A 14,895-nucleotide genomic window follows, 5' to 3' on the forward strand; every position below is an offset into this window, starting at 1 on the left:
TCGCTCTTAAGAAAAAACCCGCTTCGGCGGGTTTTTTTATGTCTGCAATCCGGCTATTTAAAATCAACGGCCATCTGCTGGGGAATGGTCAGCCCGCGGGTGGTTTGCACGCAACGGTCGATATAATCGGTAAAGCGCGGCGGCTTCGGCATTCCCATACTGAGAAGCTTATCGTTGCTGAACCGCACGTTAAGCGTGGCGAAAGCCCCATACAGGCGCATCGCTTTGAGCATCAGGCGTTCATTGCAGGGCCCAAAGATATCCTTCAGCTCACGGCGCATCTTCACCAGCGTTTCATAGCTCACCTGGGCATACTTATCGCCGACGGGAACCTTCTCCAGCGCGCAAGCCATGGCGTTATCAATCTCGGCAAATTTCACGCTATTCTCCTCCCCGGCAGAAATATGAACTACCTCGCCACGGGCCAGCGGACTGCTGAGCAGCATCAGCAATGCATCGGCACAGTAATCGACGGGGATCACATCGATACGGTCTTCCATCGAACACATGAATTTTTGCAGCATCAGCCCCATGCTGAACACCCAGAAGATGCTGCTGGAAGGCTGGCAGCCGTGGTGAGTGTGGCCCACCACAATCGAGGGGCGGGCGATGGCCAGCGGCAGCGTCGGGCAGTCCTGCTGCATCAGGCGTTCGATGGTTGATTTTGAATGGGTGTACTCAACCAGATGCTCTGCGCGCTCGCGGAATACCGCGCTTTCCGCCACCAGTGAATCGGGTTCTGGCGAGCAGGACATCGCGGTGCCCACATGCAGGAAGCGTTGCAGCGTGCCCACCTGCGCCATGGTCTGGGCAAACTTCAACGTGCCTTCGACATTCACTTTCCAGATCAGTGGATTGTTGCCAAAGGAGGCGACGGCGGCACAGTTAATCACGTGGGTTACCTGCTGCAGTCGCGGGTCGCTGAGAAAGGCGTCGGGATTGGCCAAATCTCCCAACAGCATATTGCGCGGGGTCAGCGCCGCCAGATTCTCTTCGGCGATGTTGAATTTACGCAGGTTTTCTTTGACCCGTTCCACGGCGGCAGTGCCCGAATCGGCACGGACTAACAGCAGCAGGTTCACCTCATTCCTCTGATTAAGAATGTTTTCTAAAACCGCTCCGCCCAGAAATCCGGTCACGCCTGTAATTAATAATGTGTTCATGAATACCGTCTCATCATGGTTGATTTGCGGATTTTAGGCGCGGGAAATTAAACGGTGGGTAAATAAAAAAAGGGCTATTTGTGCGCTGTCTTAAGACTATTTTAAGCCAATGAAACGTGGCGAATTAGGTTGGACTATGGCTGCCGATAATAGATTCACAATAATATGTATCTGTTTGTACATCTTTGAAATTTAGCTTTTTTATTCTTTTTGTTTGATTTTTATATGACGGATATTAAACATATCCTGTTACATCAAAATGACCCCGCAGCTGCGGACAAGACCTGAGCCGACAAATCTGCGATAATGTGCGCTCATAACCCCACACCGAGATGATTATGCAGTACCCGATTAACGAGATGTTCCAGACCTTGCAAGGCGAGGGTTACTTCACCGGCGTACCCGCCATTTTTATTCGTCTGCAGGGATGCCCGGTCGGTTGCGCCTGGTGCGACACCAAACATACCTGGGATAAGCTTGCCGATCGGGAAGTGTCGCTGTTCAGCATTCTGGCGAAAACCAAAGAGAGCGATAAATGGGGTCCGGCTAGCGGCGAAGATCTGCTGGCTATTATTGGCCGCCAGGGCTGGACGGCCCGCCATGTGGTGATCACCGGCGGAGAACCCTGTATTCATGATTTAACACCGCTGACCGTGTTGCTGGAGCAAAACGGTTTTAGCTGCCAGATAGAAACCAGCGGCACCCATGAAGTGCGCTGTAGCCCTCATACCTGGGTGACGGTATCGCCGAAGGTGAATATGCGCGGCGGCTATGATGTGCTGTCCCAGGCATTGCAGCGGGCCGATGAAATTAAACATCCAGTAGGACGCGTGCGCGATATTGAAGCCCTCGACGAACTGCTGGAAACGCTGACGGATGACAAGCCGCGGATTATTGCCCTGCAACCGATCAGCCAAAAAGAAGACGCGACGCGCCTGTGCATCGAGACCTGCATTGCGCGGAACTGGCGCCTCTCCATGCAAACGCATAAATATCTGAATATCGCCTGATAAAAAGGCCCGGTCACACACTGTGAACCGGGCCTTTTTGATCGACAGACCAGGCGGACGACACGCCGCCCGACCGGGAAATCACCCGCCGCGATAGATGCATCCTGCGGTACAGGTCTCTTTAATCATCACTGCGCTCAGCAACGGCACGACAGGTTTCATCTGTTCCCAGACCCAACGGGCCAGCACTTCGCTGGTCGGGTTTTCCAGGCCAGGAATATCGTTCAGATAGTAGTGATCCAGACGATCGTAGATCGGCTTAAAGGCGGCCTTGAGCTCGGCAAAATCCATGATCCAGCCCGTGTGGGGATCGACTTCACCGGTAATCTCCAGACGCACCATAAAAGAGTGACCGTGCAGGCGACCGCACTTATGACCTTCCGGTACGTGAGGCAGGTGATGGGCGGCTTCGAAGGTGAAATCTTTAAACAGGGTGGTGGACATCTTTCATTCTCATAAGACAAAAAAACCGCCGTAGGGTACCGGAAAGTCTATTTTTTATCATTAACTAAAACCGTTCCTGAGGGAAAACAGCATCATTGACTATGTTGTCAGGAAAGATATCTTTATATTTTATGTAGTTAGCTAATCGCTTTTGTTGTTAATAACTATAACTAAAACAGGTTAGTCCATTTGGTTATTTGTTATTTCCATCCCTTCTTTAATTGTTATTATCTGCGCCGTTAACCTTATAACTCGTCATACTTCGAGCCGCATGTGCGTCGGTTTTGCTCGCTCACTCCAGTCACTTACTGATGTAAGCTCCCGGGGATTTGCTACGCAACCGTCCTCCTGCCACTCGAACTATTTATTATTTCTGTTTTTGGCGCGCTGACAGGGTGCGATGAACAGCTTAGCTTACTGGAACATAACGACGCATGACGACACAGGCCCCATCTTCCAATTTGCTGCCGCTTAACCCGGAGCAAATGGCGCGCCTTCAGGCGGCCACGACAGATTTCACCCCAACTCAGCTTGCCTGGGTTTCTGGCTATTTTTGGGGCGTGCTGAATCAGCAGTCCGGTGCCGCGGTTGCGGTACCTGCCCAGGCGGCGGAAGCCCCGAGCATTACCCTTATCTCCGCATCGCAAACCGGCAACGCCCGTCGGGTGGCGGAAGCGCTGCGGGACGATCTCCAGGCAGCGCAGCTGAACGTGAAGCTGGTTAACGCAGGCGACTATAAATTCAAACAAATTGCCTCCGAAAAACTGCTGGTGATCGTGACCTCTACTCAGGGTGAAGGCGAGTCGCCGGAAGAAGCCGTCGCGCTGCATAAGTTCCTGTTCTCGAAAAAAGCGCCAGCGCTGACCGGGACGGCTTTTGCGGTCTTCGGCCTGGGCGATACCTCTTATGAATTCTTCTGCCAGTCCGGGAAAGACTTCGATAGCCGCCTGGCGGAGCTGGGCGGTGAACGCCTGCTGGATCGTGTGGATGCCGATGTCGAATATCAACCGGCGGCGGCAGAATGGCGTGCGCGGGTGGTCGAGGTGCTGAAAGCACGGGCACCTGTCGCGGCACCGGTTCAGGCTGTTGCGTCCGGCGCGGTCAACGACATTCACTCCAGCCCGTATACCAAAGAAGCGCCGCTGACGGCGACGCTGGCGGTGAACCAGAAAATCACCGGCCGTGATTCCGAAAAAGACGTGCGCCACATTGAAATTGACCTTGCGGATTCCGGCCTGCGCTACCAGCCGGGCGATGCGCTGGGCGTGTGGTATCAGAATGACCCGGCGCTGGTGAAAGAGCTGGTCGAGTTGCTGTGGCTGAAGGGCGATGAGCCTGTTACCGTTGACGGCAAAACGCTGCCGCTGGCCGAAGCGCTGGAATGGCACTTTGAACTGACGGTGAATACCGGCAATATCGTCGAGAACTATGCCACCCTGACCCGCAGCGAATCGCTGCTGCCGCTGGTGGGCGATAAGGCGCAGCTGCAGCATTATGCGGCGACCACACCGATCGTCGATATGGTGCGCTTCTCCCCGGCGCAGCTTGATGCCGAGGCGCTGATTGCGCTGCTGCGTCCGTTAACGCCGCGTCTGTATTCTATCGCCTCGTCGCAGGCGGAAGTAGAAACGGAAGTCCACGTGACCGTGGGCGTCGTGCGCTTTGATATCGAAGGCCGCGCTCGCGCAGGGGGCGCCTCCAGTTTCCTCGCCGACCGTCTGGAAGAAGATGGTGAAGTTCGCGTCTTTATTGAACACAACGATAACTTCCGTCTGCCGGCTAACCCGCAAACGCCGGTCATCATGATTGGTCCGGGTACCGGCATTGCGCCGTTCCGTGCCTTCATGCAGCAGCGTGCGGCGGAAGGGGCTGACGGGAAGAACTGGCTGTTCTTCGGCAACCCGCACTTTACGGAAGATTTCCTGTATCAGGTCGAGTGGCAAAGCTACGTCAAAGAGGGCGTACTGAGCCGTATCGATCTGGCCTGGTCCCGCGATCAACAACAAAAAGTCTATGTTCAGGACAAGCTGCGCGAGCAGGGGGCCGAACTGTGGCGCTGGATTAATGACGGTGCCCATATTTATGTCTGCGGCGATGCCAATCGTATGGCAAAAGACGTTGAGCAGACGTTGCTGGAAGTGATTGCCGAATTCGGCGCGATGGACGCCGAAGCGGCGGACGAATTTTTAAGTGAGCTGCGCGTTGAGCGCCGTTATCAGCGAGATGTCTACTAATGAGCGAAAAACATCCTGGACCCCTGGTGGTTGAAGGTAAACTGGCCGACGCCGAGCGTCTGAAGGTAGAGAGCAACTATCTGCGCGGCACGATTGCAGAAGACTTAAATGACTCCCTTACCGGTGGCTTTAATGGCGACAACTTCCTGCTGATTCGCTTTCACGGCATGTATCAGCAAGATGACCGCGACATTCGCGCCGAGCGTGCGGCTCAGAAGCTGGAGCCGCGCCATGCGATGCTGCTGCGCTGCCGCCTGCCGGGTGGCGTGATCACCACTACGCAGTGGCAGGCGATTGATAAATTCGCCGCCGATAACACCATTTACGGCAGTATTCGTCTGACCAACCGCCAGACCTTTCAGTTTCACGGCATTCTGAAGAAGCATGTGAAGCCGGTGCACCAGATGCTGCACTCGGTGGGCCTGGATGCGCTGGCGACCGCCAACGACGTGAACCGTAACGTCCTGTGCACCTCGAACCCCAACGAGTCTCAGCTGCATGCTGAAGCCTACGAGTGGGCGAAAAAGATCTCTGAGCATCTGCTGCCGCGTACCCGCGCCTATGCTGAGATCTGGCTCGATCAGAAAAAGGTCGCCACCACCGACGAAGAACCGATCCTCGGCCCTACCTATCTGCCGCGTAAGTTCAAAACCACGGTGGTGATCCCGCCGCAGAATGATATCGATCTGCACGCCAACGACATGAACTTCGTGGCGATTGCTGAAAACGGCAAGCTGGTTGGCTTTAACCTGCTGGTGGGCGGCGGTCTGTCTATCGATCACGGCAACAAAAAAACCTATGCCCGCACGGCGAGCGAGTTCGGCTATCTGCCGCTTGAACATACGTTAGCGGTGGCGGAAGCGGTGGTGACGACTCAGCGCGACTGGGGTAACCGTACCGACCGTAAAAATGCGAAAACGAAATATACCCTTGAGCGCGTTGGCGTTGAGACCTTCAAGGCTGAAGTTGAGCGCCGGGCAGGCATCAAGTTCGAGCCGATCCGGGCGTATGAGTTCACCGGTCGCGGCGATCGCATTGGCTGGGTTAAAGGGATCGATGATAAATGGTATCTGACGCTGTTTATTGAAAACGGTCGTATCCTTGATTATCCGGGCCGTCCGCTGAAAACCGGCCTGCTGGAGATCTCGAAGATCCACCAGGGCGAGTTCCGGATTACGGCCAACCAGAACCTGATCATCGCCAGCGTACCGGAAGCGGAAAAAGCGCGGATTGAAAAGCTGGCGCGCGATCACGGGTTGATGAATGCTGTTACTCCGCAGCGTGAAAACTCGATGGCCTGCGTCTCCTTCCCGACCTGTCCGCTGGCGATGGCCGAAGCTGAGCGCTTCTTACCGTCGTTTATCGATAAGGTGGATGGGGTGATGAGCAAACACGGCGTGAGCGATGAGCATATCGTAACGCGTGTGACCGGTTGCCCTAACGGCTGTGGCCGTGCGCTGCTGGCGGAAGTCGGGCTGGTGGGTAAAGCGCCGGGTCGTTACAACCTGCACCTGGGGGGGAACCGCAGCGGAACGCGTATTCCACGCATGTATCGCGAGAACATTACCGAGTCGGAGATCCTCGACTCGATTGACCAGCTGGTAGGGCGCTGGGCGAAGGAGCGTGAAGCGGGTGAAGGCTTCGGCGACTTTACGGTGCGTGCGGGCATCGTTCGCCCGGTGCTCGACCCAGCCCGTGATTTCTGGGAATAACTCAGCATCGCCCGCTAAGGTTATGCTTATCGGGCGTACTGGTTTTGCAGGCCGGGCACAAGCAGTACCGCCCGACGAAACAGGTAAATGAGGTCCTTATGTCCGTACTCGATCTAAACGTGCTTAACGAATTACCGAAGGTCGATCGTGTTTTGCAACTGGCGGAAACCAACGCGCAGCTGGAGAAGCTCAGCGCCGAGGAGCGCGTCGCGTGGGCGCTGGAAAACCTGCCGGGCGACTATGCGCTCTCTTCCAGTTTCGGTATTCAGGCGGCGGTCAGTTTGCATCTGGTGAATCAGATCCGCCCGGATATCCCGGTGATCCTCACCGATACCGGCTACCTGTTCCCGGAAACCTATCAGTTTATCGACGAGCTTACCGACAAGCTGCAGCTCAATCTGAAAGTGTATCGTGCAGAAACCAGCCCTGCCTGGCAGGAAGCGCGCTACGGCAAGCTGTGGGAGCAGGGTGTTGAAGGCATTGAGAAATACAATGAGATCAACAAAGTCGAGCCGATGAACCGGGCGTTGAAATCGCTGAACACCCAGACCTGGTTTGCGGGCCTGCGTCGGGAGCAGTCCGGCAGCCGCGCCACGTTACCGGTGCTGGCTATCCAGCGCGGCGTCTTTAAGGTGCTGCCGATCATCGACTGGGATAACCGTACCGTCTACCAGTATCTGCAAAAACACGGCCTGAAGTACCACCCGCTGTGGGACCAGGGCTATTTGTCGGTGGGCGATACCCATACGACCCGTAAATGGGAACCGGGCATGGCGGAAGAAGAGACGCGCTTCTTTGGCCTGAAGCGCGAGTGCGGACTGCACGAAGGGTAAGGTTCGTTGCTCTGTCTCGCCTGGCCGGCATGAACGTCGGTCAGGCGAGGCGAAATCTCACTATCTTTCAATCTCGTTTTTAGAGATGAAATGCGATTCTCTTACCTGTCGGCAGCTTTACGTCGATACTGAGCTCGCCCCCCAGTGCCGTGACATAACGTTTCAGAGTCGACAGGCGGGGGTCGTTATCCGCTTGCTCCATTTTTGCTACCGTTGGTTGTTTCACGCCCATGGCGGCCGCCAGTTCCGATTGAGAAATGTTCAGCTCTTCCCTCAGCATATTTAAAGCAATTGTCTGGCGGAGTTCTTCCACTTTTGCGGCAATACGCTCCTGGCTTTCCGGACTTTGCTTCGCCATTAGTTCTTTAAGGGTTGCCATAGTCATTCCTCATTTGTTCAGGTGCTTACGGTATTCAGCATCGGCAAGCTTAAGCATATCACTATAAAATTTCTTTTCGTTTAACCCCGTTTTGTCTCCGGCGCAGAGCACGATACCGCGGCGCGAAGGGTCAAACGCAAAGAAAGCTCGGACTGGATTACCTTGATGCTGTACGCGTAATTCTTTCATGTTCGGAAAATCAGAACTATTCACGGTATCGACGAACGGCCTGCCTAACTGGGGGCCATACTCAGATAAAATCACCATCGCGGCGAGCATGTCTTCCTGAAGTGCACCCGTTTGTGCCTCAAACCACTTATCGAACACGTCCGTTGTTTCAATATCCCACATCGACGATCCCTCATAGCCAATAAGCTATGGGTGGATTATAGCCTATAAGCTATGGTGACAACGCCTTTTTCAGCGTTGTCGTCGTGGGTACTTTCCGTTGGTGAGATAGATTTGTATTGTGGGTATTCACGATGGTGATTACTGCGGATTTTCATCATTGAATGACAAAAACAGTGATATGTGAAGAAGATCAGGATTCCCCGCCTCAGCGGGGATTGTGCCGATATTGGCGTGAAGACCAGCCCGATCAGCGCTGCTTTTCGGTCTTCGCCAGCTCTTTGATCAGCGGCAGCATCACTTTGACGACATCGCGGCTGCGGTGCTCGATGCGGCCCGGCAGGGCTTTATCGATATGCTGCTGGTTATCCAGCTGTACGTCATGCCAGCTGGTGCCCTGCGGGAAAGAGGCCGATTTGTTGCGCTGCTGATAGCCATCTTTCTTACCCAGCGCCCAGTTGGTGGCCTCTACCGATAGCACCGGGATCCCGGCGCTATCAAAAACGCTGGCGTCATTACAGCACCCGGTACCTTTGGGATAATCCGGATTGAGCCCAGGGTTGGTGTAGGCGGCGATGCCTTTGCTGCGCGCAATGGTCAGGGCGCGGTCACGGGTAAGTTTGCGGATCGCGGCGGGGGTGCTGCGGCCGCTGTTAAAATAGAGCTTATCGCCGACCACCAGATTGTCGAGATTAATCACCAGCAGCGTATTTTTCTTCTCCGCATCGCTCATCCGTTTGAGGACATTTTGCGCGCCGAGGCTGCCTTCTTCTTCGCCGCTGGAGGCGATAAAGCGAATGCCGTATCGAGTCGGGACATTCTTCAGGTGTTCCGCCAGCTCCAGTAATACGCCTACCCCGACGGCGTTATCGTCAATACCCTGCAGGGTTAAGCCACCGAGGTTGTTCTCGACATCGGTATCGCTTCTTGGCGCATAGGTATCGAGGTGTGCCATCACGATGATTTGCTGGCGATCTGAGCCCTCATGTGCCGCGATGACGGTGCTACCGGTGACGTTTTGCCAGTTTTTGCGCGCATCTTTATTACTGTAGATATAGCGCGCGTGGAAGCTGCGAATATCGCTCTGGTAGCCCATCTGGGCAAACTGCTGGCGAACGTAATCCGCCGACAGCATCTCTGCGGGCGTTCCGGTCATTCTGCCGGGGAAAACTGTCGCGATATGACGAGCCTGGGTATTTGCGGTATCACCCATGGCGCTGAACGCCGGGGCAGAGAAGACAAAACCTGCGCCAAGCGCCAGGGGAAGCAGGCGGCGGCACAACGCGGAATACATAGAAAGGTCCTTTCTCGGCGGGAATATTTTAACCCATGTAGTATGAAACTGTGACCGGGGTTAAACAATTTCATTTCCTCTTAAATGGCGGAAAAATCGCGTGTTAAGCACTTTTTGATATTTGTATTTCCAGCTCGTTATTCTTTTGGGTAACAACTCATTCCATTTAGTAATTTCATTTGCTCTAAGCAGCACCCTATAGTCGCTCTATGACTGAATGTAAGCGAGTTGTTGCACCGTGGACTATTTGCCCTTATTTGCCGAAGTGAAAGAAAGACCTGTGCTGGTAGTTGGCGGTGGGGAGATTGCTGCGCGCAAAATTCTGTTTCTGCGCAGAGCCGGTGCCAGGGTTCAGGTGGTGGCGGCGGAGTTATCCGAAGCCATCGCCGGGCAGGTTGAACGCCAGGAAATCAGCTGGCGCGCTAAGGCGTTTGAAGAGCAACAACTTGACGATGTTTTTCTGGTGATTGCCGCCACTGACGATGATGCGCTTAATCAGCGGGTCTCGACGGCGGCAAACGCCCGTTACCGCCTGGTTAACGTTGTCGACAATCAGCCGCTGTGCTCGGCGGTGTTTCCCTCCATTGTGGACCGCTCCCCGCTGCTGATTGCCATTTTCTCTGGCGGTTCGGCGCCGGTACTGTCCCGGCTGATTCGCGAAAAAATTGAAGCCTTACTGCCGACCAATCTCGGACGCGTTGCCGAAGCGGCAAGCTACTGGCGGCATCATATTAAAACCCATCTGACCACCACGGCAGCGCGGCGTCGCTTCTGGGAGCGGGTGTTCAATGGCCGCTTTGCCAGCCTGATGATCGCCGGCAACAAAGCCGCCGCCGATAAGGCGCTGGAAGATGAACTGCATCAGCCGGAAAAACGGCTGGGCGAAATTATTCTCGTCGGAGCAGGGCCGGGAGATGCCGGGCTGCTGACGCTGCGAGGCCTGCAGGCGGTCCAGCAAGCCGACGTGGTGTTTTATGACTCTCTGGTGACGCCGGAAATCCGCGAGCTGGTTCGTCGTGATGCCGACATGATCTGCGTCGGCAAACGGGCTGGCGAACACTCCGTGCCGCAGCATGAAACCAACCAGATGCTGGTGGATGCGGCGCGAGAGGGCAAAACGGTGGTGCGTCTGAAAGGCGGCGATCCGTTTATTTTCGGTCGCGGTGGCGAAGAGCTGCAGGCGGCAGCGGCGGCGGGGATCCCGTTTCAGGTGGTCCCGGGCGTTACGGCAGCGGCAGGGGCGACAGCCTACGCCGGCATTCCGCTCACCCATCGCGATTACGCCCAGAGCGTGACCTTTGTGACCGGCCATTTCAAGGCGGACAGCGCGTCGCTCGACTGGACGCAGCTGGCACAAAGCCGACAAACCCTGGCTATCTACATGGGCACCCTGAAAGCGGCGGAGATCAGCGCGCAGCTGATCGCCCATGGCCGGGATGCTAACACGCCAGTGGCGGTGATTTCTCGTGGTACCCGTGCCGATCAGCAAACGACGACGGGCACATTACAACAGCTGGAACAGCTGGCGAAAGAGGCTCCGATGCCAGCTCTGCTGGTCGTGGGCGAAGTGGTGCAACTGCATCAACAGCTCGCCTGGTTTCAACACTCAACTCAAGCAGAGGCATTTAATGCGTCTGTGGTAAATCTGGCTTAGTCCCGGCGCGACAGGCCTTATAAGGAACGGTTATGGACCAAAAACGACTCACTCACCTGCGGCAACTGGAAGCAGAAAGCATCCATATTATTCGTGAGGTGGCCGCCGAATTCTCTAACCCGGTGATGATGTACTCCATCGGTAAAGATTCCAGCGTGATGCTGCATCTGGCGCGTAAAGCGTTTTATCCGGGAACCTTGCCTTTTCCGCTGCTGCACGTGGATACCGGCTGGAAATTCCGTGAGATGTACGAGTTCCGTGACCGTACCGCGAAAGCCTACGGCTGCGAGCTGCTGGTGCATAAAAACCCGGAAGGGGTGGCGATGGGCATTAACCCGTTCGTTCACGGCAGCGCCAAGCACACCGATATCATGAAGACCGAAGGCCTGAAGCAGGCGCTGGACAAATACGGCTTTGACGCCGCGTTTGGCGGAGCCCGTCGTGATGAAGAGAAGTCGCGCGCCAAAGAGCGTATCTACTCGTTCCGCGATCGCTTCCACCGTTGGGATCCGAAAAACCAGCGCCCGGAGCTGTGGCACAACTACAACGGCCAGATTAACAAAGGCGAAAGCATCCGCGTCTTCCCGCTCTCCAACTGGACCGAGCTGGATATCTGGCAGTACATCTACCTGGAAAATATCGAAATCGTTCCGCTGTATCTGGCGGCCGAGCGCCCGGTGTTGGAACGTGACGGGATGCTGATGATGATCGATGACGATCGCATCGATTTACAACCGGGTGAGATGATCAAAAAACAGATGGTGCGCTTCCGTACTCTGGGCTGCTGGCCGCTGACCGGCGCGGTAGAATCCAATGCGCAAACGCTGCCGGAAATTATTGAAGAGATGCTGGTGTCGACAACCAGCGAACGTCAGGGTCGCATGATAGACCGCGACCAGGCCGGCTCCATGGAGCTGAAGAAACGTCAGGGGTATTTCTAAGGAGCCGCCATGAACACGACAATTGCACAACAAATTGCTAATGAAGGCGGCGTAGAAGCGTACCTGCACGCGCAACAGCACAAAAGCCTGCTGCGTTTCCTGACCTGCGGCAGCGTCGATGACGGCAAAAGTACCCTTATTGGCCGTCTGCTGCACGATACCCGTCAGATTTACGAAGATCAGCTCTCATCGCTGCATAATGACAGTAAACGTCACGGTACCCAGGGCGAGAAACTGGATCTGGCGCTGCTGGTGGATGGCCTGCAGGCCGAACGCGAGCAGGGCATCACCATTGACGTGGCCTATCGCTATTTCTCCACCGAGAAGCGCAAATTTATCATCGCCGATACCCCGGGGCATGAGCAGTACACCCGTAATATGGCGACCGGCGCCTCCACCTGCGACCTGGCGATTCTGCTGATGGACGCACGTAAAGGCGTCCTCGATCAGACCCGTCGTCACAGCTTCATTTCTACCCTGCTGGGGATTAAAAACCTGGTGGTAGCGGTGAATAAAATGGACCTGGTGGACTTCAGCGAAGAGACGTTCAACCGTATTCGTGAAGAGTATCTGACCTTTGCCGGGCAGCTGCCGGGCGATATCGATATCCGCTTTGTGCCGTTGTCGGCCCTGGAAGGGGACAACGTCGCTTCCCAGAGCGCCAGCATGCCGTGGTACAGCGGCCCGACGCTGCTGGAAGTTCTGGAAACCGTTGAAATTCGCCGGGCGGTAGAAAACCAGCCGCTGCGTTTCCCGGTACAGTTCGTCAACCGCCCGAACCTCGACTTCCGTGGTTTTTCCGGCACGGTGGCCTCAGGCAACGTGACGGTCGGACAGCGTCTGAAGGTGCTGCCATCTGGCGTAGAATCCAGCGTTGCCCGCATCGTGACCTTTGACGGCGATCTGCAGGAAGCCGGCGCCGGTGAAGCCATCACCATCGTGCTGAAAGATGAAATTGATATCAGCCGTGGCGATTTGCTGGTGGATGCGCAGGTTTCCCTGCCGGCGGTACAGAGCGCCAGCGTGGATGTAGTGTGGATGGCGGAGCAGGCGCTAGCGCCGGGCCAGAGCTACGACATCAAAATTGCCGGCAAGAAAACCCGCGCGCGGGTCGACGGCATTCGCTATCAGGTGGACATCAATAACCTGACCCAGCGTGAAGTCGACGCTCTGCCGCTGAACGGCATTGGGCTGGTGGATCTGACCTTTGACGAACCGCTGGTGCTGGATAAATACCAGCATAACCCGGTGACCGGGGGACTGATCTTTATCGACCGTCTGAGCAACGTCACGGTCGGGGCTGGCATGGTGCGTGAGCCGCAGGAGCAATCTCAGGCATCGGCATCGTCCTTCAGCGCGTTTGAACTGGAGCTGAATCAGCTGATTCGCAAACATTTCCCACACTGGGACGCCCGCGATCTGCTGGGAGGCAAGTAATGGCCCAGCATGACGAAAATGTCGTCTGGCACGCTCATCCTGTTACTCAGCAGCAGCGTGAACAACACCACGGCCATCGCGGCGTGGTGCTGTGGTTTACCGGGCTGTCCGGCTCCGGTAAATCCACCGTTGCCGGGGCGCTGGAAGAGGCGCTGCATCAGGCCGGCGTCAGCACCTATCTGCTGGATGGCGATAATGTGCGTCATGGCCTGTGCAGTGACCTGGGATTCAGTGATGACGATCGCAAAGAGAACATTCGCCGCGTTGGTGAAGTCGCCCGACTGATGGTCGATGCGGGGCTGGTTGTGTTGACCGCATTTATCTCTCCGCATCGTGCTGAGCGACAGATGGTGCGTGAACGGCTGGGGGAAGGGCGCTTTATCGAAGTGTTCGTCGACACCCCGCTGGCTATCTGTGAAGCGCGGGACCCGAAAGGGTTATACAAAAAGGCGCGTGCGGGTGAGTTGCGTAACTTTACCGGGATTGATTCAGTGTATGAATCACCGGAACAGGCGGAAATTCATCTGGATGGAGAACAATTGGTAACAAATTTGGTGCACCAACTATTAGACCTCCTCAGACAGAGCGATATTATCAGATCCTGAAACGGCGACGGCACTGAGATGCCGGTCGCCCGGTCAACAGGATTCGATATGCGTAACACCCAGAACCTCAGTCTTATTCGTTCAGAACCACCCGCGGTGGCCAATGACGAGACCACCTGGTCTCTGTCAGGGGCGGCCGTGGGCTTTATCTCATGGCTGCTGGCGCTGGGTATTCCCTTCCTTATGTATGGCAGCAACACGCTGTTTTTCCTGCTCTACACCTGGCCGTTTTTCCTTGCACTGATGCCGGTCGCCGTGGTGGTCGGTATTGCGCTGCACTCTTTGTTGAACGGTAAACTCCTCTACAGCGTCTGCGCGACGATTTTGACGGTAGGACTGATGTTTGGCCTGCTGTTCCTCTGGTTACTGGGATAGTTCTTTTTGTGCGAGAATCTAGCCTGGGTATCGGCGACAGAAATGTGTTACAGTCCCCGCGTTACGCGGCATCGTCCGCGCGTCGGAGTAACAAACTCAGACGAGTTTTGGGATGATGATGCCGTTTTTCAGGGGGCAGAATGGGTAAATTAACGCTGCTGCTATTGGCGTTGCTGGTCTGGCTGCAGTACTCACTGTGGTTCGGTAAAAATGGTCTGCATGACTATAGCCGGGTGAACGACGACGTCACCGCGCAGCAAACCACTAACAGCAAATTAAAAGCGCGCAACGATCAGCTCTTCGCAGAAATCGACGACCTCAACGGTGGTCAGGAAGCGATCGAAGAACGCGCACGCAATGAATTAAGCATGACCCGCCCGGGCGAAACCTTTTATCGTCTGGTCCCGGATGCGTCTAAACGCAACCAGGGGTCGGCGCAGAACTCTCGATAAACCAGCCCAGGATT

General features: G+C 55.6%; 15 protein-coding genes. 10 read left to right on the forward strand and 5 right to left on the reverse strand.

Translation table 11 applies throughout. The annotated features are described in order from the left end of the window. Positions 1-53: 53 nt before the first annotated feature. A complete protein-coding gene (locus tag EDF82_RS17145) occupies positions 54-1,163 on the reverse strand; it encodes an SDR family oxidoreductase (protein WP_123756721.1) in 1,110 nt (369 codons plus the stop codon). 338 nt (positions 1,164-1,501) lie between these two features. Between EDF82_RS17145 and queE the strand changes: the two genes are divergently transcribed. Further along, on the forward strand, positions 1,502-2,173 hold the full coding sequence (gene queE, locus EDF82_RS17150) for a 7-carboxy-7-deazaguanine synthase QueE (protein WP_123756943.1): 672 nt from the start codon (positions 1,502-1,504) through the stop codon (positions 2,171-2,173). An 81-nt stretch (positions 2,174-2,254) separates the two neighbouring features. On the opposite strand, the gene queD is transcribed toward queE, so the two are convergent. After that, on the reverse strand, positions 2,255-2,617 hold the full coding sequence (gene queD, locus EDF82_RS17155) for a 6-carboxytetrahydropterin synthase QueD (protein WP_123756722.1): 363 nt from the start codon (positions 2,615-2,617) through the stop codon (positions 2,255-2,257). Positions 2,618-3,051: 434 nt separating this feature from the next. Between queD and cysJ the strand changes: the two genes are divergently transcribed. From cysJ to cysH, 3 genes are all read left to right on the forward strand, one after another. Then, positions 3,052-4,851 (forward strand): NADPH-dependent assimilatory sulfite reductase flavoprotein subunit, encoded by a 1,800-nt coding sequence (cysJ, locus tag EDF82_RS17165; protein ID WP_123756723.1) that lies wholly within the window; start codon positions 3,052-3,054, stop codon positions 4,849-4,851. Next, entirely contained in the window at positions 4,851-6,563 is a 1,713-nt protein-coding gene (gene cysI, locus EDF82_RS17170; protein WP_123756724.1) for an assimilatory sulfite reductase (NADPH) hemoprotein subunit, read from the forward strand. Before cysJ ends, cysI begins: the two co-directional genes overlap by 1 nt. Positions 6,564-6,661: 98 nt before the next feature. Next, a complete protein-coding gene (gene cysH / locus EDF82_RS17175; RefSeq protein ID WP_123756725.1) occupies positions 6,662-7,396 on the forward strand; it encodes a phosphoadenosine phosphosulfate reductase in 735 nt (244 codons plus the stop codon). 79 nt (positions 7,397-7,475) lie between these two features. On the opposite strand, the gene EDF82_RS17180 is transcribed toward cysH, so the two are convergent. From EDF82_RS17180 to EDF82_RS17190, 3 genes are all read right to left on the reverse strand, one after another. After that, entirely contained in the window at positions 7,476-7,775 is a 300-nt protein-coding gene (locus tag EDF82_RS17180; RefSeq protein WP_123756726.1) for a helix-turn-helix domain-containing protein, read from the reverse strand. A gap of 9 nt (positions 7,776-7,784) precedes the next feature. Then, positions 7,785-8,126, reverse strand: a complete 342-nt coding sequence (locus EDF82_RS17185; RefSeq protein ID WP_123756727.1) for a type II toxin-antitoxin system RelE/ParE family toxin — start codon at positions 8,124-8,126, stop codon at positions 7,785-7,787. A 247-nt stretch (positions 8,127-8,373) separates the two neighbouring features. Beyond that, a complete protein-coding gene (locus EDF82_RS17190) occupies positions 8,374-9,417 on the reverse strand; it encodes an aminopeptidase (RefSeq protein WP_123756728.1) in 1,044 nt (347 codons plus the stop codon). Between the two features lie 247 nt (positions 9,418-9,664). Between EDF82_RS17190 and cysG the strand changes: the two genes are divergently transcribed. The 6 genes from cysG to ftsB all read left to right on the forward strand — a co-directional run bounded on the left by cysG (position 9,665) and on the right by ftsB (position 14,881). Continuing rightward, entirely contained in the window at positions 9,665-11,071 is a 1,407-nt protein-coding gene (gene cysG, locus EDF82_RS17195) for a siroheme synthase CysG (protein WP_154144129.1), read from the forward strand. A 32-nt stretch (positions 11,072-11,103) separates the two neighbouring features. Next, positions 11,104-12,012: a sulfate adenylyltransferase subunit CysD gene (gene cysD / locus EDF82_RS17200; protein ID WP_004866959.1), complete on the forward strand. Its 909-nt coding sequence runs from the start codon at positions 11,104-11,106 to the stop codon at positions 12,010-12,012. A 9-nt stretch (positions 12,013-12,021) separates the two neighbouring features. Then, positions 12,022-13,449, forward strand: a complete 1,428-nt coding sequence (gene cysN, locus EDF82_RS17205) for a sulfate adenylyltransferase subunit CysN (RefSeq protein ID WP_123756730.1) — start codon at positions 12,022-12,024, stop codon at positions 13,447-13,449. Beyond that, positions 13,449-14,054: an adenylyl-sulfate kinase gene (gene cysC / locus EDF82_RS17210; RefSeq protein WP_123756731.1), complete on the forward strand. Its 606-nt coding sequence runs from the start codon at positions 13,449-13,451 to the stop codon at positions 14,052-14,054. The genes cysN and cysC overlap by 1 nt, the downstream gene beginning before the upstream one ends. 48 nt (positions 14,055-14,102) lie before the next feature. Further along, positions 14,103-14,429, forward strand: coding sequence for a DUF3561 family protein (locus tag EDF82_RS17215; RefSeq protein ID WP_123756732.1), 327 nt, complete (start codon positions 14,103-14,105; stop codon positions 14,427-14,429). Positions 14,430-14,569: 140 nt separating this feature from the next. Beyond that, entirely contained in the window at positions 14,570-14,881 is a 312-nt protein-coding gene (gene ftsB, locus EDF82_RS17220) for a cell division protein FtsB (protein ID WP_123756733.1), read from the forward strand. Positions 14,882-14,895 lie beyond the last annotated feature (14 nt).

Origin of the sequence: Klebsiella sp. BIGb0399 (assembly GCF_003752615.1) — a bacterium.
In the GTDB taxonomy this organism is placed as follows: Bacteria; Pseudomonadota; Gammaproteobacteria; order Enterobacterales; family Enterobacteriaceae; genus Klebsiella; species Klebsiella lignicola.

Excerpts from the sequence above, each read along its gene's own strand:
- cysN (WP_123756730.1), top strand. The coding sequence starts at position 12,022 with ATGAACACGACAATTGCACAACAAATTGCTAATGAAGGCGGCGTAGAA.
- cysI (WP_123756724.1), top strand. The coding sequence starts at position 4,851 with ATGAGCGAAAAACATCCTGGACCCCTGGTGGTTGAAGGTAAACTGGCC.
- cysD (WP_004866959.1), top strand. The coding sequence starts at position 11,104 with ATGGACCAAAAACGACTCACTCACCTGCGGCAACTGGAAGCAGAAAGC.
- queD (WP_123756722.1), bottom strand. The coding sequence starts at position 2,617 with ATGTCCACCACCCTGTTTAAAGATTTCACCTTCGAAGCCGCCCATCAC.
- cysC (WP_123756731.1), top strand. The coding sequence starts at position 13,449 with ATGGCCCAGCATGACGAAAATGTCGTCTGGCACGCTCATCCTGTTACT.
- EDF82_RS17180 (WP_123756726.1), bottom strand. The coding sequence starts at position 7,775 with ATGGCAACCCTTAAAGAACTAATGGCGAAGCAAAGTCCGGAAAGCCAG.
- ftsB (WP_123756733.1), top strand. The coding sequence starts at position 14,570 with ATGGGTAAATTAACGCTGCTGCTATTGGCGTTGCTGGTCTGGCTGCAG.
- cysH (WP_123756725.1), top strand. The coding sequence starts at position 6,662 with ATGTCCGTACTCGATCTAAACGTGCTTAACGAATTACCGAAGGTCGAT.
- queE (WP_123756943.1), top strand. The coding sequence starts at position 1,502 with ATGCAGTACCCGATTAACGAGATGTTCCAGACCTTGCAAGGCGAGGGT.
- cysJ (WP_123756723.1), top strand. The coding sequence starts at position 3,052 with ATGACGACACAGGCCCCATCTTCCAATTTGCTGCCGCTTAACCCGGAG.
- EDF82_RS17145 (WP_123756721.1), bottom strand. The coding sequence starts at position 1,163 with ATGAACACATTATTAATTACAGGCGTGACCGGATTTCTGGGCGGAGCG.
- EDF82_RS17185 (WP_123756727.1), bottom strand. The coding sequence starts at position 8,126 with ATGTGGGATATTGAAACAACGGACGTGTTCGATAAGTGGTTTGAGGCA.
- EDF82_RS17190 (WP_123756728.1), bottom strand. The coding sequence starts at position 9,417 with ATGTATTCCGCGTTGTGCCGCCGCCTGCTTCCCCTGGCGCTTGGCGCA.
- EDF82_RS17215 (WP_123756732.1), top strand. The coding sequence starts at position 14,103 with ATGCGTAACACCCAGAACCTCAGTCTTATTCGTTCAGAACCACCCGCG.